This window comes from Pseudarthrobacter sp. CC4, from assembly GCF_048957775.1.
Lineage (GTDB): Bacteria > Actinomycetota > Actinomycetes > Actinomycetales > Micrococcaceae > Arthrobacter.
This window is the reverse complement of sequence record NZ_JARCCZ010000002.1, coordinates 100,049-118,837: the sequence shown is the minus strand read 5'-3', so window position 1 is coordinate 118,837 and position 18,789 is coordinate 100,049. Positions and strand designations below refer to the sequence as shown.

Annotated in this window: 18 protein-coding genes; 10 read left to right on the top strand and 8 right to left on the bottom strand. The window is 66.2% G+C overall.

What is annotated here, in order from left to right; translation table 11 throughout:
• Positions 1-60: 60 nt before the first annotated feature.
• Both PV768_RS01760 and PV768_RS01755 read right to left on the bottom strand, forming a co-directional pair.
• A complete protein-coding gene (locus PV768_RS01760) occupies positions 61-1,719 on the bottom strand; it encodes a thiamine pyrophosphate-binding protein (protein ID WP_421092091.1) in 1,659 nt (552 codons plus the stop codon).
• 115 nt (positions 1,720-1,834) lie between these two features.
• Positions 1,835-2,338, bottom strand: coding sequence for an Lrp/AsnC family transcriptional regulator (locus tag PV768_RS01755; RefSeq protein ID WP_321215551.1), 504 nt, complete (start codon positions 2,336-2,338; stop codon positions 1,835-1,837).
• A 93-nt stretch (positions 2,339-2,431) separates the two neighbouring features.
• Between PV768_RS01755 and hisC the strand changes: the two genes are divergently transcribed.
• Both hisC and PV768_RS01745 read left to right on the top strand, forming a co-directional pair.
• Positions 2,432-3,523: a histidinol-phosphate transaminase gene (gene hisC, locus PV768_RS01750; RefSeq protein ID WP_421092090.1), complete on the top strand. Its 1,092-nt coding sequence runs from the start codon at positions 2,432-2,434 to the stop codon at positions 3,521-3,523.
• Between the two features lie 43 nt (positions 3,524-3,566).
• Entirely contained in the window at positions 3,567-4,976 is a 1,410-nt protein-coding gene (locus PV768_RS01745; protein WP_311217528.1) for an amino acid permease, read from the top strand.
• A 276-nt stretch (positions 4,977-5,252) separates the two neighbouring features.
• On the opposite strand, the gene PV768_RS01740 is transcribed toward PV768_RS01745, so the two are convergent.
• The 5 genes from PV768_RS01740 to pxpA are packed head-to-tail and all read right to left on the bottom strand — an operon-like array spanning position 5,253 to position 9,506.
• Positions 5,253-6,239, bottom strand: coding sequence for a biotin-dependent carboxyltransferase family protein (locus PV768_RS01740; protein WP_323056372.1), 987 nt, complete (start codon positions 6,237-6,239; stop codon positions 5,253-5,255).
• Complete coding sequence (locus tag PV768_RS01735) at positions 6,229-7,134, bottom strand: 5-oxoprolinase subunit B family protein (protein WP_421092089.1); 906 nt, start codon at positions 7,132-7,134, stop codon at positions 6,229-6,231. Before PV768_RS01735 ends, PV768_RS01740 begins: the two co-directional genes overlap by 11 nt.
• Positions 7,131-8,480: an acetyl-CoA carboxylase biotin carboxylase subunit gene (locus PV768_RS01730; protein WP_157238874.1), complete on the bottom strand. Its 1,350-nt coding sequence runs from the start codon at positions 8,478-8,480 to the stop codon at positions 7,131-7,133. Before PV768_RS01730 ends, PV768_RS01735 begins: the two co-directional genes overlap by 4 nt.
• A gap of 8 nt (positions 8,481-8,488) precedes the next feature.
• Positions 8,489-8,728 (bottom strand): acetyl-CoA carboxylase, encoded by a 240-nt coding sequence (locus PV768_RS01725; RefSeq protein ID WP_018770516.1) that lies wholly within the window; start codon positions 8,726-8,728, stop codon positions 8,489-8,491.
• 13 nt (positions 8,729-8,741) lie between these two features.
• Complete coding sequence (gene pxpA, locus PV768_RS01720) at positions 8,742-9,506, bottom strand: 5-oxoprolinase subunit PxpA (RefSeq protein ID WP_421092088.1); 765 nt, start codon at positions 9,504-9,506, stop codon at positions 8,742-8,744.
• 102 nt (positions 9,507-9,608) lie between these two features.
• Here pxpA and PV768_RS01715 point away from each other — a divergent pair, with 102 nt between their 5' ends.
• Positions 9,609-11,054, top strand: a complete 1,446-nt coding sequence (locus PV768_RS01715) for a PucR family transcriptional regulator (protein WP_421092087.1) — start codon at positions 9,609-9,611, stop codon at positions 11,052-11,054.
• Here PV768_RS01715 and PV768_RS01710 read toward each other — a convergent pair.
• A complete protein-coding gene (locus tag PV768_RS01710) occupies positions 11,051-12,106 on the bottom strand; it encodes a LacI family DNA-binding transcriptional regulator (RefSeq protein ID WP_421092086.1) in 1,056 nt (351 codons plus the stop codon). The two genes, PV768_RS01715 and PV768_RS01710, sit on opposite strands and share 4 nt — an antisense overlap.
• A gap of 258 nt (positions 12,107-12,364) precedes the next feature.
• On the opposite strand from PV768_RS01710, the gene PV768_RS01705 reads away from it, so the two are divergent.
• The 7 genes from PV768_RS01705 (at position 12,365) to PV768_RS01675 (ending at position 18,734) form a co-directional block, all read left to right on the top strand.
• Positions 12,365-13,384: an asparaginase gene (locus PV768_RS01705; RefSeq protein WP_421092085.1), complete on the top strand. Its 1,020-nt coding sequence runs from the start codon at positions 12,365-12,367 to the stop codon at positions 13,382-13,384.
• 45 nt (positions 13,385-13,429) lie between these two features.
• Entirely contained in the window at positions 13,430-14,320 is an 891-nt protein-coding gene (locus tag PV768_RS01700; protein WP_323056365.1) for a polysaccharide deacetylase, read from the top strand.
• A complete protein-coding gene (locus tag PV768_RS01695; protein WP_157238867.1) occupies positions 14,317-15,708 on the top strand; it encodes an MFS transporter in 1,392 nt (463 codons plus the stop codon). The genes PV768_RS01700 and PV768_RS01695 overlap by 4 nt, the downstream gene beginning before the upstream one ends.
• Positions 15,695-16,462 carry an SDR family NAD(P)-dependent oxidoreductase gene (locus PV768_RS01690; RefSeq protein WP_157238866.1) on the top strand — a complete coding sequence of 256 codons (768 nt, stop codon included), beginning with the start codon at positions 15,695-15,697 and terminating at the stop codon, positions 16,460-16,462. The genes PV768_RS01695 and PV768_RS01690 overlap by 14 nt, the downstream gene beginning before the upstream one ends.
• A gap of 27 nt (positions 16,463-16,489) precedes the next feature.
• Positions 16,490-17,236 (top strand): SDR family NAD(P)-dependent oxidoreductase, encoded by a 747-nt coding sequence (locus tag PV768_RS01685; RefSeq protein ID WP_157238865.1) that lies wholly within the window; start codon positions 16,490-16,492, stop codon positions 17,234-17,236.
• 75 nt (positions 17,237-17,311) lie between these two features.
• On the top strand, positions 17,312-17,629 hold the full coding sequence (locus tag PV768_RS01680) for a hypothetical protein (protein WP_323056364.1): 318 nt from the start codon (positions 17,312-17,314) through the stop codon (positions 17,627-17,629).
• Complete coding sequence (locus PV768_RS01675; RefSeq protein WP_421092084.1) at positions 17,622-18,734, top strand: NADH:flavin oxidoreductase; 1,113 nt, start codon at positions 17,622-17,624, stop codon at positions 18,732-18,734. Before PV768_RS01680 ends, PV768_RS01675 begins: the two co-directional genes overlap by 8 nt.
• Positions 18,735-18,789 lie beyond the last annotated feature (55 nt).

The following is an 18,789-nucleotide window of genomic DNA, read 5'->3' as shown; positions in this document are numbered from 1 at the left end:
CGACTGGGTGAACAACACCAAGCATCCGAGCCTACCCCCGATGTGGAGGGGACCTGGGGGTTATCCCGCCACAGCAGCCTTCGCGGCCTGCGAGGCCTGCATCCACTCGCTCAGCCACGGCGCCCGGACGCTGGACGTGATCCGGCAGTCGGCCACGAAGGTGCCCTTGGCGCCGGCGTCGATCCAGTCCTGCAGCGCGGACAGGTCGGCCAACGAGCGGATGATCGCGGACTCGGCACCCAAAGCGCGGGCAATCCCGCTGAAGTCCACCTCGGGGATCAGCATCGGCTTTTCGGTCAGGCCCTGGGAGCCGTACTGGTGGATTTCGGCCCCGTAGGCGGCGTCGTTGTAGATCACCACGATGGCGCTGCGGGCTGCACCGATCAGCGATTCGAGGTCGGACAGGCCCATCAGGAACCCGCCGTCGCCGGAGGCCAGCACCAGGGTGCGGCCGTCCTCCAGGGCGCGCGCTGCCCCGACGGCGCTGGCCAGGCCCAGCCCGATGGTCTGGTAGGCGGTTCCCACCATCACCAGGTCCTGGGGCCGCGGGATGTTCCAGTACATGGGTGCCCAGCCGACGAAGTGCCCGCCGTCCTGGACCACCGTGCGGCGCTCCGGCAGCACGCCATCCAGCGCGTTGGCAAGGGACCTCGGGTCCAGCCGGCCGTCCGAGGTTTCCGCGGAGCCCGGGTGGTGCCCCGGACCCTCGGCCAGCCGACGGCGGGCTTCCGCGCGCCAGGCTTCCGCCGCAGTCCCGCCGTCGAGGAGCGCCAGGAGGCGCGAAGCAGCAGCCTTCGCGTCCGCGCTGACGAACAGGTCCACCCGGGGGTGCGTGGGCTGCAGGCCGGCGTCGATCTGGATGACGGTGCTGTCCGGGCCGATCAGGTGCCCGAACCGCATGGTGAACGGGCTCAGGCTGGCCCCGGCCACCAGGACCACGTCGGCCTCGCCCATGAGGCCGGCCGCGGTGTCGGTGCCGAAGCCGCCGGCGACGCCCAGGTACCCCTCGCCGTTGAGGAGGTTGAGCGCCAGGGCGGTGCCGGCGGTCAGTGCGCCGAGCCGGTCGGCGAGCTCCCGGAGTTCCGGCCCGGCACCGGCGAGGTGCGCACCCCGGCCCGCCAGGATCAGCGGCCGCCTGGCACCGGCGAGCAGGCGGGCTGCCTGCCCAAGGCCGCCGTCGACGTCGTCCGTCACCTTTGGTGCCTGCGGCGCCGGAAGTACCTCGTCCGCCGCCTCGAGTGCCGCGAGGTCGTAGGGGATGGCAAGCACGACGGCGGTGCGCCGGGTGAGTGCGTATTCCACCGCCTGCCGGGTGACGGCACCTGCGGCGTCTCGGGTGACGGTGAAGGTGGCCGCGCCGAGGCCAGCGGCGATGGCCGCCTGGTCCACGTCCCAGGGCCGGGCCCCGCTGGTGGGGGCATCCCCGGTGACCAGCACCACGGGGATCTGCGCCTGGACCGCCTCCGCGAGGGCGGTGAGCGCGTTGGTGTAGCCGGGGCCGTAGGTGGTGGTGCCCGCGGCGAGCCGTCCCGACGTCCGGTAGTACGCGTCCGCCGCGGCGACGGCGGCGCCCTCGTGCCGGACGGGGGAGAAGCGGAGGCCCTGCTTTTCCGCGGCGTCCAGGAAGTAGACGTTGCCGTTGCCCATCACGCCGAACACATCGCTGACATAGCTGCTGAGGACCTGCGCCACGCGGCCGGAGACGGTGAGAGTAGTCATGCAGGCATCGTGTGGCCTGCGTCTCATGTTTGCAATACCGGCGGATCCTGCTGGGACTTTTGGCAGCAGGATGCGCTGGCAGTGACAATCTGCCCAGTGTGGCGCACCCTGCGGATCAGTCGGAGGGGCGTGCCTCCTGTTCCGACAGCCGGCTGATGAGGCCGTCGTAGCGGGGCGGCATGAGTTCCAGGATGGAGATGGCCGTGCTGGTGCGCTGGACCCCTTCGATCTCCAGGATTTGGTTGGTGATGCGGTAGAGGTCGCCGGTGTCGCGGGCCACCACCTTGGCCACGAGGTCCGCGTCCCCGGTGGTGGCATGAACCTCGATGACCTCCGGGATCGCCTCGAGTCCGCTCTCCACCGAGCCTGTCCGGGTCTGGCTGATCGAGAGCGACAGGAAGGCCATCAGGTCGTAGCCCAGCGCGGCGGGGTCCAGCCGGCGGCTGAAGGAGCGGAGCGCGCCGCTGCGCTCCAGCCGCGCCAGCCGGGCGTGGACCGTGTTCCGGGCGACGCCGAGCGTGCGCGAGAGTGCCAGGGCGCTGGCTTCGGGATCCTTGTCCAGGGCCAGGATGATCCTGCCGTCGAGGGAATCCAGGGTGCGAGAGTTCGCGATGGTCATATTTTCACCAGACACAGTAGAAGTTGAGCAGAAGTCCCAATGGTTAGAGGGTATCTTGCAATGTGGCCCGGGTCACTCCCATGATCGGACCTCATGACCAGTAATCAGCTTGTGGCCGGTCCCGAGGCAGCGCTGCCCACCCTTCGCGGCGCCGTCGCCGGCCTTCCGTCCTACGTGCCGGGCCGCCGCGGTGCCGGCGTGGACACCGCAGCCCTCGCCAGCAATGAAAGCCACTACGACCCGGTGCCCGCAGCCGTCACCGCGGTGGCCGAAGCGGCCGGCAGGATGAACCGCTACCCGGACATGGCCGCCGTCGAACTCCGCGAACGGCTCGCCCGGCACCTCGGCGTCACTGCGGAGGAAGTGGCTGTGGGTCCCGGCAGCGTGGGCGTCCTCCAGCAGATCATCACCGGACTGTGCGACGCCGGGGATGAAGTGGTGTTCGCCTGGCGCTCCTTCGAGGCGTACCCCATCCTGGTGGAGCTGGCAGGCGCCCGGCCGGTCCGCGTTCCGCTGGACGACGCCGAGGGCCACGACCTCGAAGCCATGGCCGCAGCCGTCACTGACCGCACCAGGGTCATCCTGCTCTGCACGCCCAACAACCCCACCGGGGTGCCGATCAGCCATGACTGCATTGAGGCCTTCCTGCAGACTGTGCCGTCCAGCGTCCTGGTGGTGATCGACGAGGCCTACGTCGAGTATGCCGACGCCGGGCCTGATTCCCTGGCGCTCTACCGCCGGTTCCCGAACGTCTGCATCCTGCGCACCTTCTCCAAGGCTTACGGCCTCGCCGGCCTGCGCGTCGGTTATGCGATTACGACGGCGGCAATCGCCGACGGTTTGCGCCGGACCGCCCTGCCCTTCGCCGTGAGCGCGCTGGCGCAGAAGGCAGCCGTCGCGTCGCTCGACGCGGGGGAGGAGATGGAAGCGCGGGTTGCCGCCGTCAAGCAGGAGCGCGCACGGATGGCCGCCGAACTGGCGGCCCAAGGCTGGAAACTGCAGCCGAGCCAGGGCAACTTCCTGTGGATCCGGGCCGGTGAGGACCTCCGCGCCAGGCTCGTGGACGCGTTCGACCGGGCGGGCATCCTGGTCCGGGCGTACCAGGGCGACGGAGTGCGTATCACCGTGGCCGACCCCGCCTCCAACGACCGCGTGCTCCGGATCCTCGGAGCCCACGCAGCCTGAAGTTTTATCCCCAACAGTTCCACCCACAACCAGAGGAATCCCCATGGAACAACAGACAAAGACGTCTGCGCGCGCCCTCGGCGCCGCCCTCAAACCCCGCCAGCTCACCATGATGGGACTCGGCAGCGCCATCGGCGCGGGCCTCTTCATCGGCTCCGGCGCAGGCATCCAGGCCGCCGGCCCGGCGGTGCTGATCTCCTACCTCGTGGCCGGCACCCTCATCATCCTGGTGATGTGGGCCCTCGGCGAGATGGCCGCGGCCAACCCGGACAGCGGCGCCTTCTCCGTCTACACCGCCAAGGCCTACGGGCCGGTGGCCGGTGCCACGGTGGGCTGGCTCTGGTGGCTGCAGCTCGTGGTGGTCATTGCCGCCGAAGCGCTCGGTGCGGCGGGCCTGCTGGCCACCATCTTCCCGGCGCTGCCGGTGTGGCTGATGGCCTTCGTGTTCATCGTGGTGCTTACCGCCGTGAACCTGACCAGCGTGAAGAACTTCGGCGAGTTCGAGTTCTGGTTCGCCCTGCTCAAGGTGGCGGCGATCGTCGGGTTCCTCTTGGTGGGCTTTGCGCTGCTCTTCGGCTGGCTGCCGGGCGTGCAGTCGCCGGGCCTGTCCAACTTCATGGGCGACGGCTTCGCGACCAACGGGTTCGCCGGGATTGCCACGGCACTGTTCGTGGTGGCGTTCGCGTTCGGCGGCACCGAGATTGTGTCCGTGGCCGCAGCCGAGACCGCGGAGCCCGCCCGCAGCGTGAAGAAGGCCGTCCGCACGGTGCTGTGGCGCATCCTGGTGTTCTACATCGGTGCGATCTTCATTATCGCTGCGGTGGTTCCCGTGGGTTCGGCGGGGCTGAAGAGCCCGTTCGCCGCCGTGCTGGAGGCCGCCGGCATGCCCGGTGCAGCCACCGCCATCACCCTGGTGGCCGTCGCAGCACTGCTCTCCGCGCTCAACGCCAACCTCTACGGCGCCTCCCGGATGGCGTACTCCCTGGCTGAGCGGGGCGAAGCGCCGCGGCTGCTTGCTTCCGTGTCCAAGGGGCGGGTCCCGGTGGCCGCGGTGCTGGCGAGCGTCGCCTTCGGCGTTGTCACGGTGGTGCTGGAGCTGGTTTTCCCCGAGATGGTGCTGGGCGTCCTGCTCAACATCGTGGGCTCCACCTGCCTGCTCGTGTGGACGTCGGCGCTCCTGGCCCAGCTCGCGCTGCGCCTCCGCGCCGACCGCGAGGGGACGGAGCTTCCCCTGCGGATGCCCGGCTTCCCGTGGCTGACCGTGCTTGGCCTGGTCATCCTCGCGGCGATCTTCACGGTGGGCTTCATCGGCGAGGATTCCCGTCCCCAGCTCCTGAGCACGTTCGCGCTCGTTGCGCTGCTGGCGGTTGGGTGCTGGGTGAACCAGCGGAACCGTAAGGTTGCGCCTGTTGAAGCGTCGGAGGACGCCAAGCAGCCGGTGCTTGTCGACTGAATAATCCGCTTTGGCCCGGTTTGCGGGTTCAGAGCCCACGAAGGGCGCGTCCGGCTTTGGCCGGGCGCGCCTTTCTGTACCGATCGGAGATGCGGGGGACGGCGTACGTGGCGGGGACATGCCAGGCACCGCCCGTCTCGGTGGGGCGGCACGTGCTGGTGGACCCGATGAGGGTCGGCGAAGTGGACCTTGGGCTGGAGGCGGCGCTCTCGGCGTCAGACAATTACCGAATCAGCAGAGGCGGGTCCGGGAATGGTTGGGACCCGCCTCCGCCTGTCAGCGGCTGGCGCCCAGTGCCGCCCACGCCTTGTTGCGGCGTTCCGCAAGTTCCCGGCGGGCTTCCAGGGCGTCGTCCAGGCTGACAGCGACGAATCGTGTCGCCGTGCCGGGGGCGGCCCTGGCAACCAGATCCATGTCTGCGCTGATTACCGTGCCCACCATCGCGTATCCGCCGCCGGAAACGGCATCGCGGTGCAGGATGATGGGCTGCGTGCCGCCAGGGATCTGGATGGATCCCACGGCGTAGCCGGCGTCCACGATGTTGGAGGGGTCCGAACCGGCGCCGAAGGGCTGTTTCCGCTCCTTCCATGTCACGCCCGGACCGGAGTAGCGCAGTCCCATCCGGTCAGCCACCGGAGTCACCTTCCACTCTTCGTTCAGCAGATTTCCCAGGCCCTCATCGGTGAGCCGGTGGTCGTACAAGCCCAGCACGATCCGGACTTCCTGCTCCTTGGCATAGTCGGGCCGGAATTCCTCCGGGAGACTCTCTCCGTGGGGGAGCTTCCCGTCGTTGAGGGGAGCGCCCACGGGTACGACGTCGCCCGCCTCTAGCTTCCGGCCCTTGAACCCCCCGATCCCGCCGAGGCTGTACGTGGACCGGCTTCCGAGCACCTCCGGGACGTCGATGCCGCCCTGCACGGCGATGTAGTAGCGGGTGCCGCCTTGGATGACCCCGAAGGAGAGCTGATCTCCGGCCTTGAGCAGCAGGCGGCTCCACTGGGGCCGTGCCTCCCCGTTGACCTTTACCTCCACCGGAGCGCCGGTGACGGCGATGATGGCGTCGCCGCCGGTGGTCAGGACGGGGCCGAGGTAGGTGCACTCCAGAACGGCTTCCCGTGCAGTGTTTCCCACCAGGGCGTTTCCGAGTTCAGCGGAGTACTGATCCATGGAACCGCTTTGGGGGATGCCCACGTTGTAATGGCCCGTCCGCCCTTGGTCCTGCACGGTAGTGGCCAGGCCGGGGTTCACAATTTCAAATGCCATTGAGGGCCTCCATGAGCTGACGGTTGTAGCCTTCGGGATCGGCCAGTGCCTTTGACAGTTCGAAGGTCACGGGGGCCTGCCGGTAGCGGAAGGTTCCGGCGGTAATCTCCGCCTGGATTGCGTTGTACTCAGCTTCAGTGACGGGCTTGAATTTCACGATGTCTCCCGGGCGGAAAAACACCATGAAATCCTTGAAGTCCGCCAGTTCCTGCGAGGGATCGAAGATGGGCGCAGCCGCTACGCCAAACATCTGGTACCCGCCCGCGCCCCGTACGGAGTAGATGCAGCCGAAGCATCCGCCGTGCCCGACGGTCAGCTTGGGGGTGTCGGTACGGGGGCTCAGGTACTTGGGGACTTCCAGCTGCTTGTCACGGTCTACCAGTTGGAACAGGAACGGCAGCCCGGCCACGAAGCCAACCATGGAAACCAGCCACGGCTGTTCGTGGTGACGCTGGATAAACTCCGCGGCGTCCTTCAGGTGGTTGACCTTGGCGGCGTAGTCGATGTCGCTGCCCTCAGGCTCCTGGTGGAAGCCTTCCCGGAACCGCTGCGCCACTTCGGCGGTGAAGGGATCCTCGTACCAGACCGGAACCTCAATAATCCTGGTTTCCAGGGGCCGCTCCTGGTGGCTCATCAAATCCCGTTCGATGTCGCGGACGGCATTTTCCAGTTCCTGCGGCGGCAGGATGTCAGGATCAAAGCGCACCAGCAGGGACGCATTGGCAGGACAGATATCCACGATTCCCTCAAGGTGGGCCTCGGACAGCCTGCCGGCAATGGTCATCACCTTGAAGTTGGCGGGCAGGCTCATGGCCTCGGAGACTTCCACGAACAGGAATTCGTCCCCGCCCCAGGTGTAGCGCGCACCCGGGAGGACGGCGGCTTCGGTGGTCATTTTGCCCCCATCAGGTCGGCTGCGGTTTCAATGAACTTGGAGTGATGGCTGACGTCGGCAAATTCAGGCCGCGCCAGCAGCGCCTTGTGGACGGGGACGGTGGTCTTGACCCCCTCAATGCGGGTTGCCTCCAAAGCCGCCAGGGTAGCTGCGATGGCGGCGTCCCGGTCGGAGGCATGGACGATCAGCTTGGCCAGGAGGGAGTCGTAGTAGGGGCTCACAACCGAGCCTGCCTCCACGCCGGTGTCCACCCGGATTCCCTCGCCGGATGGCCATTCCAGGGACCGGATGACCCCCGGGCTGGGGAAGAACTGGTGGTTGGGGTCTTCCGCGTTGATGCGGCATTCGATGGCATGGCCGGTGAAGTGCACATCGTCCTGGGAAATGGACATGGATCCGGTGGAGGCAATCAGCAGCTGCTCGCGGACCAGGTCCACGCCCGTGATCTGCTCGGTGATGGGGTGCTCCACCTGGATGCGCGTGTTCATCTCAATGAACGCGGCCTCGTGGTTGGCGGGGTCGTACAGGAACTCCACCGTCCCCGCTCCGTGGTAGCCGCACTCGCGGGCAAGAGCCACGGAAGACTCCCGGATGGTGGTGCGGACGGTCTCCGGAAGGTCCGGGGCAGGGGCTTCCTCCAGCACCTTCTGGGAACGGCGCTGCATGGAGCAGTCGCGGTCACCAAGGTGGATGAAGTTGGTCCCGTCACCGAGGACCTGCACCTCAACGTGGCGGGCATGCTCCACGAACCGCTCCAGGTAGACAGTGGCATCGCCGAAAACAGCACCGGCTTCGCCGCGTGCCATTTCGATGGTCGCCAGGAGTTCGCTTTCGTCGTGCACGAAGCGGATGCCCCTGCCGCCGCCGCCGGCGGAAGCCTTTACCACCAGCGGATACCCGATGCCGCGCGCAATTTCCACGGCGTCTGCCTCCGGGTCCAGGGGACCGTCCGATCCCCGGAGCACGGGGACGCCGGCCTTGGCTGCCGACTCCCGTGCCAGGGACTTGTTGCCCATCATGGCGATGGTGTCAGCGCTGGGGCCAACCCAGGTCAGGCCGGCGTCCGCCACTTTCCGGGCAAAGTCGGCGTTCTCCGAGAGGAAGCCGTAGCCCGGGTGCACGGCGTCGCACCCCTGTTCCCGGGCTGCGGCGACGAGGGCGTCCTGGTTCAGGTAGCTGGCCGCCGCCTGGGCCGGACCAACCACCACGTAGTGGTCCGCTGTCCGGGCCGCCAGCGATTCCGCATCGGGCTCGCTGACCCCCAAGACAGTCTCGATGCCCATCTCCCGGGCGGTCCTGGCGATCCGTACGGCGATCTCGCCGCGGTTTGCGATGAACAGTTTCATGGGCGCCCTTATCCTTCCCGGATGACGACGATGGAGTCGCCCGGGTTGACCATGTCGCCCTCGTTGACCTCGAAGGATTCAAGGGTCCCGGCGACATCGGACTGGATCTCGGTGAACTGTTTCATGATTTCCACGATGCCGATGGTCTGCCCGACTTCGATGGTGTCGCCTTCATTGGCGAAGGGCGGTTTGCCCGGTCCGGGCTTGCGGTAGAAGACTCCGGGAAGGGGTGAAACGATCGTGGCCATGTGCTGCTCGCTTTCAGGAGTGGGTGGGGCGGGATGAGTTGAGGGCGTTCCGCACGGCAGTGGCGACGGCGACGGCATTCGGGGCATCGGAATGGACACAGATGCTCTGGAACGTGATGTCCAGCGGAGTGCCGTCGACCGCGGAAACGGGCCCGCCTGCCACGGCCCGGCTGACGCGTTCCGCCGCGGCGGCCGGGTCCGTGGGCGCGGGCCGGCGCTGGATGAGGAGCTCGCCCGCCGGACCGTAGTTGAGGTCAACGTACAGTTCCCCAACGAACTCCACGCCCATGGCCCGGCACACCGATTCGTGGGCAGTGCCCGCGAGGCCGTAGAACGGAACACCGAACTGCTTCGCCGTGCCTGCGGCCGCCTGCATGAGGTCTTCGTCTCCGGCGAGCATGCCGTAGAGGGCTCCGTGGGGTTTGATGTGGTTCAGGGACAGGCCGTTCTTCGCCAGGAATGCAGTCAAGGCCCCCGTCTGGTACAGGATGATCGATTCAACCTCCCCGGGGGTGAGGACCATGCGGCGGCGGCCGAAACCCATGGGATCAGGGAGTCCGGGATGCGCTCCGACGGCCACCCCGTGTTCGGCGGCAAGGGCCACGGTCCGGTTCATCACATCCGGGTCGCCGGCGTGATATCCGCAGGCGACATTGGCGACGTCGATAATCTCCATGAGCGCAGCGTCGTTTCCGAACTCGTGCAATCCGAAGCCTTCGCCCATGTCCGAATTCAGGAGTACCTGGGCAGCCGTGGTTTCCATCACGTTTTTTTGCATGCAGGCAACGGTACAGAGGCGATGACCGTGCCGGAATTGGGCGGATCGCCGAATGTGGCCAGGCAGATTATGCTTCTTGCACTAACCAGGAGGAATTTCCCCATGCGTGTTGCCGATCTCCTAGCAGACCCCGCATTGAACATCCGCCTTGCCGCACCGGGCGGTCCGGGACGACTCGCCCGCCCCATCGCCTGGTGCGCGCCCTCGGAGCACATGGACCCTACCCCCTTCCTCAGCGTCAACGCCCTGCTGCTGACCAACGGGATGGGCCTCAACGTCAAGGACTACCGCATCTGGGATGCCTACGTTGAACGCCTGATGTCCGTGCCCGTGTCAGGGCTGGTTTTCGGATTGGGCGCGGCGCACCGCGAGCTGCCTGCAGGCCTGGTGCAGGCCTGTGATGCCCATGGCCTTCCGTTGCTTGAACTGCCGCCGGAGGTGCCGTTTGTCCTGGTGATGAGGCATGTGGACCAGCTCATTGCGGCCGAACGTTATGCCGAGCTGCGTACCGGATGGGAGCTCGCGGATGAGTGCACAAGGCTGGCAGCGGGCGGCCATTCCCTGGCGCAGGTACTGGAGCGGGTGGCCACCGCCATCAATGCGCGGGTGGCGGTCCTGGACCATAACGGTTTTGAACTCATGTCTGCAGGAACAGCAGGGGGCGGGACGGCCCGGACAACCCTGAGCCTGCCGAGCGGCGGATCCCTCCGGTTCAAGCTGGCCATCGAGGGAATCAAGAGCAGCGTGGTGCTGCAGCCTCTGCTGGGGCCGGTGGCTGCGGTCATTGCCATGCAGCTGAGCTACACCCTTGGTTCCCGGTCGCCCCTGCATTCGCGTGAGGCCGCACGCTTCATGGAGGGGCTGTACGAGGCGAGGGGAACGCCGACGCCGGCCCTGGAGCGCTACGCGGTGGAGGCCGGGTTCGAGCCGGACGGCGAGTGGGGCGCGGTGCTGATCGGCGGCGTGGGGGAGGTTGCGCCGGTCAAACTGAGGACGATCGCCTGGCGGGTGCGGGTTGGCCTGCAGGCTGAATACAGGACAGTGCGGTTCATGGAAGAGGCCGGCCTCACCACCCTGCTGGTGCAGCGCAGCGAGGCCGGCATGGACCTCATGGACGCGGTCCGAAAGTCATTTCAGGACGCGTTGGAGCTGTCCGCCGTCGTCTCCGAGTGCGGGAGCCTGGGCGAACTGCCGCTGGTGCTGCAGCTGGCCCGCCGCAGGGTGGGCGAACCGGGTCTCCATCAGGCACCCGTTGCAGACCTTGCGGGCGTGGTGGAGGGCCTGCCCGGGCCGGGGCTTGTGGCAATGGCGCGGCGCCTCCTGGCCCCGTTGATGTCCGACGGCGGCCCGGCCTTGCGCGAAACGCTTGAGGTGTACCTGCGGCACAGCGGGAATACGCGCGAGGCCTGCGGGGAGCTTTTCATCCACCGCAATACCCTCACCTACAGGCTCCGCAAGATCGAGGAGATGCTCCGGCTCGACCTCGGTGACGGCGAAGTCCGCGCCACCTGCCTGCTGGCGTTGAAGATCGTGGCGGGCGGGAGCTAGTGGGCGGGCGCTTCCGCCGGTACCCGGGCGGCGCTGCTCTCCCGCACGTACAGTGTGGGCGTCAGCCTCGCAGGCTCGGGTTCTTCGCCCCTGAGCACACGTTGCATGAGCTGCACCGCGGTCCGTCCGATGTCCGCCATGGGAGAGTGGACCGAGGTTAGCGGAATGGGAAGTTCTGCGGCCAGGGAGGTGTCGTTGTATCCCACCACGGCAACGTCCATGCCCACGGTGAGGCCGTGGGAGCGCAGGGCTCCCATCGCTCCAATGGCTGCGAAGTCGTTGACGGCGAACAGGGCGGTGGGGCGCGGCTTGCCGCGGGCGAGGATCTTTTCGGCGGCCTCCCGGCCGCCGGCCGTGTCGAACCTTGACCACACCACGTCGTCGTCGGAGATGGTCCCGCCCAGGGAATGCCAGCGGTCCAGGAAACCGGCGGTCCGGTCGACGGCGGTGCTCGCGTATGGCTCGCCCGCAATCACCGCCACCTTCCGGTGGCCCATCTCCCACAGGTGCGCGGCCACCAGTTCGCCGCCCACCACGTCGTCGCAGGTGGAAGAAGGGTAGCCCGGGACCCTGCGGTTCATCAGTACGAACGGTACCTTCCGGTCGGTCAACTCCTGCAGGAGGCTGCCGTCAAGGTGGGCATCACCGATAATCAGGCCGTCAACCCGGCGGGCGAGCATGAGGTCTATCTTCCGCCGCTGTTCTTCAGGATCGTCGCGCGAGTTCATCACGAACGCGGAGTAGCCGACCTCCGCTGTCGCCTCATCGATGCCCTCATACATAATGGCCAGGACCAGGTCCGAAAGACGCGGCACGATGACACCGAGCAGTTTAGTGCGCCGGGTCCGCAGGCTGGCGGCCTGGGGATCAGGGGAGTAGCCGAGCTTGCGGGCCAGTTCCCGGACGCGCTCGGCAGTCGCGGCGGAAGCGGCGCCTTTCGCCACATCCGAGCCCGAATGCAGGACCCTGGACACGGTCGAAGGATGGACGCCCAACTCCTTGGCCAGATCCTTCAGCGTGACAGTGCGGCTGCCGTCTGCCTTTTCTTCCATGTCCCTCTCCTGCCCCAACTGGGTCACTGTAGCCCAGGTCTTTCCGCCCCGGATGAAACAGGCGGCCCTTGACGTGACCCGCTTCACATCCTATAGTCGTTTTCAACGTCACCCAAACGTTTGGGTAGTTGACCAAAAAACCCTCCCGGCGCCGCCATCCTTGATGCCGAACTCCCGTGTCCACGCACATGAGCCTTTCCGTGGAAGATAACCCAATCGATTGGGTTGCAGACCTCAAAGAAAACCACCGGAGCTGAAATGACTGTTACCGACTCCCACGTCGTGCTGCTGGCCACTGGAGGCACCATCTCGTCCCGTTCTTCCCATGCCGGCGGCGCCGTCGCCTCCGATACCGGCGAGCAGGTGTTCAAAGCACTAGGCTCCCCCGTATCCCACCCCGTGCGGGTGCTGGATGTGTTCCAGAAGGGGTCCTACCTCCTGACATTCGAAGACATGCTGAGGATCTGCGCCACCATCAAGGAAGTCCTTGAGGACCCCAACGTTCTGGGCGTGGTGGTGACCCATGGGACGGACACCATGGAGGAAACCGCCTACCTTGCGGACCTGACCCACAGCGACGAGCGGCCGGTTGTCTTCACCGGCTCCCAGCGCGCCGCTGACTCTGCGGCCCCCGACGGGCCGGACAATTTGGCACGCGCCATAGCCGTCGCGGGCTCGAAGGAAGGACGGCGAAAGGGCGTCATGGTGCAGTTCGCGGGCACCATCTTCCCTGCCGCCGGCGTCCGGAAAAGCCAAACTGTTCGGCTCAGTGCTTTTTCGAACCCCGATTTTGGGGTACTCGGCCAGGTGTCAGACGAGGGGAAAGTTGCACTGGAGGGCAGCGTCAGCAGGCTTGAGGCCCTGCCGCTGCCCTGGCCGGTCAGCGGTTCACCCCGGGTGGACGTCGTTGCGGCCTACCCCGGTGCCGACTCCACTCTGATGCACGCCGCCCTTGAAGCGGGAGCGGCGGGCATCATCCTGCAAGGGACCGGAAGCGGCAATGCCAACCCCGGCCTCTGCTCCGAAGTCGCCGCCGCGGTGGCATCCGGCGTCGTGGTGGTTACCAGCACCCGCGTGGATGCCGGACCCGTGGTCCCGATCTACGGCGCCGGCGGGGGCGGGGAAGACCTCCGTACCGCTGGGGCTATCGGATCCGGCCACCTCAGGCCCTCGCAGTCGCTGATCTTGCTCAGCCTCCTGCTCAGGATCAACCCCGACCGGGAGCGGATCACCGAAATCTTCACCCAACGAGGGAGGCCTCCTGAACCTTCCGACTGACACCCACGAACACCCCCGTTTTATCCGAATTGAAAGGAAAATCTAATGGCTAAGGACATTCAAGTTGCCTTCGGCGTGGACGTTGATGCAGTGGCGGGCATGCTCGGTTCCTATGGAGGCGAGGACTCCCCGTGTGACATCTCCCGGGGCCTGTTCAGCGGCGAAGTCGGGGGACCCCGGCTGATCCGGTTGTTCGAGAAGTACAACCTTCCGGCAACCTGGTTCGTGCCGGGCCACTCGATCGAGACCTTCCCGGAACTGACGCAGATGATCGTGGATGCCGGGCACGAGATCGGCGTCCACGGGTACTCGCACGAAAACCCGATCGCCATGACCCGGGAACAGGAGACCGCCATCCTGGACCGCTCAATCGAACTGATCGAGAAGGTTTCCGGGCGCCGGCCCACAGGCTACGTCGCACCGTGGTGGGAATTCTCGCCCGTGACGAACGAAATCCTCCTTGAACGCGGCATCAAGTATGACCACTCCCTGATGCACCGCGATTTCGAACCGTATTACGTCCGCGTGGGCGACTCGTGGAAAAAGATCGACTACACCAAGGACGCCGAAACATGGATGGAGCCCCTGGTGCGAGGCGAGGAAACGGACCTGGTGGAGATACCGGCCAACTGGTACCTGGATGACCTGCCTCCCATGATGTTCATCAAGGCAGCACCGAACTCGCACGGGTTCGTCAGTCCCCGCGACATCGAACAGATGTGGCGGGACCAGTTCGACTGGGTCTACCGCGAGATGGACCAGGCCGTCTTCACCATGACCATCCACCCGGACGTCTCCGGCCGCCCGCAGGTGCTGCTCATGCTCGAGCGGCTCATTGAACACATTAACTCCCACGAGGGCGTGAGCTGGCTGACCTTCGACCAGATTGCCGATTCGTTCCTCGCCCGCAGCCCCCGAAAGGACAACAACTCATGACAACGCAACAGACGGACGTTGATCTTTCCCAGCCTCAACCGGGCGAGAAGCGCCGGTTCCCGGTTTTCAGCAAGCGGCACACCACTACTGCCACTGTTCTCGCCTTGCTGGCATGGACTGTCGCTGTCTTTGACTACGGCCTTTTCGGCACGCTTTTGCCCGCTATGCAGGAGGAGTTTGGCTGGACCGAAACTGAGTCCTACGCCATCAACACGTGGATCGCTGTTGGTACAGCCATTGTCTGCTTTGGCATCGGACCGGTTATTGACCGCTTGGGACGCCGTAAAGGCATGATGGTCACCATCGGCGGAACGGCGGTTGTTTCCGGCCTGACCGCACTTATCCCCACCGGTATTCCGATCCTGAGCAACCTGATGGTGATCATCATCCGTTCGTTCGGCGGGCTTGGCTTCTCCGAGCAGGCGGTGAACGCCACCTACATGAACGAGGTTTACCAAGTCACTGAAGTGGCTGATAAGCGTAAGCGGCCGGGGTTCCATTACTCCTTCATCCAGGGCGGTTGGCCGCTGGGGTTCCTGCTTGCCAGCGCGTTGGCTTTGGCGTTCCTTCCGTCGCTGGGGTGGCGTGCGCTGTATCTCGTGGCTACTGTTCCGGCCGCCATCATCGTGTGGCTCATCGCCAAAAAGCTGAAGGAAACCCCGCAGTTCGAGCTGCATCACAAACTGACCCAGCTTGAAAAGAGTGGCCAGACCGAGGAAGCGCACGCCCTCGCCCGGTCCTACGGCGTGGAGCACTCCTCTGCGGCCCCGCTGAAGCGCATCTGGGAACCCCACCTGCGCCGGAACACGATCGTGTTTTCCCTGGCCTGGATCTTCAACTTCTTCGGAATCATGATCTTCAGCATCCTGGGTAGCTCAGTCCTGAAGAATGCCAAGGGCGTTGAACTCTCCGACGCTTTCTGGATGCTGATCGTCATCAACATGCTGGCCTACTTCGGTTACGTCTTCCACGGCTGGCTGGGGGACAAGATCGGCCGCAAGCGGACCATCATCGGCGGCTGGATCCTCTCCGGCATCTCCTTCACCATCATGCTCAGCCCGATCGCCACCAGCCCGTTCATGATCATCCTGACCTACGGCGCCGGGCTGTTCTTCCTGGTGGGCCCGTATGCGGCCATCCAGTACTTTATGGCCGAGTGCTACCCGGTGAGCTGCCGGGCCACCGGAACCTCCTTCATCGGTGCCATGAGCCAGCCCGGCGTGATCCTCGGCGGCGCACTGTTCACCGCTGCAGCAGCCGCGGCCGGAACCGGGTCCGCCGCGTTGTGGGTCGGTGCCGCGGGAACACTGTTCTCCGGACTGCTGATGATTGCCGCCAAGCCCCCCGCTGAAGCCCTGCTGGAGGACCACCCCCATGACGTCCCCTAACAAAGTCGCCATCATCACCGGCGCTGCGAGCGGCATCGGCCGCGCCCTCGCCGTCCACTACGCCCGCCAGGGAGTGGTGTCAGTAATTGGCACCTTCCCCGGCGATCCGCACGACCCGGAGGAGACACTCCGCCTGGTCAAGGAAGCCAGCGGCGAAGCGGTGATCCACGAAGTGGACGTCCGCACCACCGCGTCCGTGGACGCCCTGGCCCAGCGGGCCGTGGACGAGTACGGCCGGCTGGACTACGCCGTCGCCAACGCCGGAATCCTCCGCAACTCCCCGCTGGGGGAGATGACGGACGAGCGCTGGCACGACATGCTCAACGTGGACCTCACCGGCGTGCTGCGCACCCTGCGTGCCGGGGCGGAAAGGATGACCGACGGCGGCGCGCTGGTTGCGGTTTCCTCGATCGCCGGCGGGGTCTACGGCTGGGAGGAGCACGCCCATTATGCGGCCGCCAAGGCCGGCGTCCTGGGCCTGGTCCGCAGCGTGGCCGTGGAGCTCGGCCCGCGGCAGATCCGCGCCAACGCGGTGATCCCGGGCCTCATCGAGACCCCGCAGTCACTGGACCCGGTGAATTCATTGGGCCCGGAGGGGCTGCGGCGGGCCGGCAAGGACATTCCGTGGGGCCGGGTGGGAAAGCCGGAGGAAGTTGCCAGCGTCATCGGGTTCCTCACTTCCGATGAGTCCCGCTACATCACGGGGCAGGCCCTGGTGGTTGACGGCGGACTCACCGTCAAGATGCGCGCCTGACGGCGCGCCTGAGAAGGAAAGGACACCATGAACACATCGACCCATGCTGCTGACCAGGCCTCCGGGAACGCTCAACCAGGGAACGGCCGCGGGGTGGTGGTTACCGGCGGTTCCAGCGGGATCGGCAAGGCCATCGCCGAGGCCTTCCTGGCCAACGGGGACAGGGTTGCCGTGCTGGACCGGGCCGGAGGGGACGGCACCGTCCGCGTGGACGTTGCGGATGAAGCCAGCGTGCGGGCAGCCTTCGCCGAGGCACGGGAGAGGCTGGGCGGCATCGACGTCCTGGTCAACAGCGCGGGCCTGCTGACGGAGTCCCCGCTGGAGGACATGTCCCTGGCGATGTGGAACGAGACCCTCACGGTGGATCTGACAGGTGTGTTCCTGTGCTGCAGGGAGGTGGTGGGGGAGATGCGGCAGCGGAAGTGGGGCCGCATCATCAACATCGCTTCCCAGCTGGCCATCAAGGGCGGTGTGGGGCTGACCCATTACAGTGCGGCCAAGGCCGGCGTGGTCGGTTTCTCCAAGGCCCTTGCCCTGGAAACGGCGGCGGACAACGTCCTGGTCAACTGCATCGCCCCGGGCCCCATCGAGACGCCCCTGGTGGAGGGCATCTCCGAAAGCTGGAAGGCCGCGAAACGGGCCGAGCTGCCGCTCCGGCGCTTCGGCACGCCGGCGGAAGTGGCTCCGACGGCCGTGCTGCTGGCCAGCGATCCGGGCGGAAACCTGTTTGTGGGACAGACGCTGGGGCCCAACTCCGGCGATGTCATGCCGTAACGAAAGGGGAACGACATGTGTGGTGCCTGCGGGAGGACAACTGTCGCCGACCCTGCCTTGGGGCCGGTGCGGACCATGCGCCAGCATCTGATCGTGGCAGCCACGGTCAACGCCGTCTGCACTGGCCTCCCGGGAGCCCCGAAGGTGACTGCACTCAAGGACGGCTGGCTGATGACCGGTCCTTCCGGGGTTTCCAGGCAGTGCGCAACCCTCGAAAACCTGTGGTCCGCTGTGCTCGGCTGCTTTACCGACCCGACGGTCCTCGGCCGCCTGCTCAGGCGCCGGAAGGCGTACGCAGCTGATCCGGCCAATGCGGGCCTGCCCGCGATTGCGGCGGGAATGCTGCCGGACCCGGCCGCAATTAATACTTCCAAGGAGACTTTGAATGACTGATTACACCTCGCTATGGTCGCCCATCCGGATCGGTTCCATGGAACTGGACAACCGGGTTGCGCTGGCTCCCATGACAAGGATCAGCGCAACCGAGGACGGGCACGCCACGGAGAGAATGGCTTCCTATTACCGGACGTTCGCGCGCGGCGGCTTCGGGCTGCTGATCACGGAAGGCATTTATCCGGACACCGCCCACAGCCAGGGCTACCACTTCCAGCCGGGCATCGCTACGGAGGAGCAGGCCCGGTCGTGGGCGAAAGTCGTCGACGGCGTCCACGGGGCGGGTTCAAAGATCTTCGCGCAGCTGATGCATGCGGGGGCGCAAAGCCAGGGGAATCGGTTTGTTGCCTCCTCGGTGGGACCATCCGCGGTGGCGCCCAAGGGGGAGCAGTTGGGGTTCTACCGCGGCGAGGGTCCGTATCCCGTTCCTTCCGAGATCACCTTGTCCCAGATGAAAGAGGTGCGGGATGGCTTCGTGACAGCCGCGCTGCACGCGCAGCAGGCCGGCTTCGACGGCGTTGAGATCCATGGTGCCAACGGGTACCTGCTGGACCAGTTCCTCACGGACTACCTGAACCGGCGCGGTGACCACTACGGCGGTTCACCGGAAAACAGGGTGCGGCTTGCCGCTGAAATCTGCCACGACGTCCGCGAGGCAGTTGGCCCGGGCATGACGGTGGGGATCCGCATCTCGCAGGCCAAGGTCAGCGACACTGACCATAAGTGGAGCGGGGGAGTCGAAGAGGCCGAAGTCATTTTCGGCACGCTGGGCGCGACTGGCATCGATTTTGTCCACACGACTGAATACCGCGCCACCGAGCCCGCGTTCAAGGATGCGGAGGAAAGCCTGGCTGCCCTGGCGAAGAAGTACTCGGGCCTGCCCGTGATTGCCAACGGCAACCTCGACGATCCGGACATGGCCGTGTCCATGCTGGCAGGAGGCTCAGCGGACGTCATTGCGCTGGGCAAAGCCGCACTGGCCAACCGGAACTGGCCGCATCTTGTCCGGAACAACCTGGAATTCGACGATCTCGATCCTTCCGTCTTCGCTCCTCTGGCAGATGTTAAGGACTGGGAACTCGAGGATCCAGCGGAGATGAAGTAGCACCCGCCCGAAGCAACTGATGGTCAACGCGGCGCCCGGGACTGTAGCTGTCCGG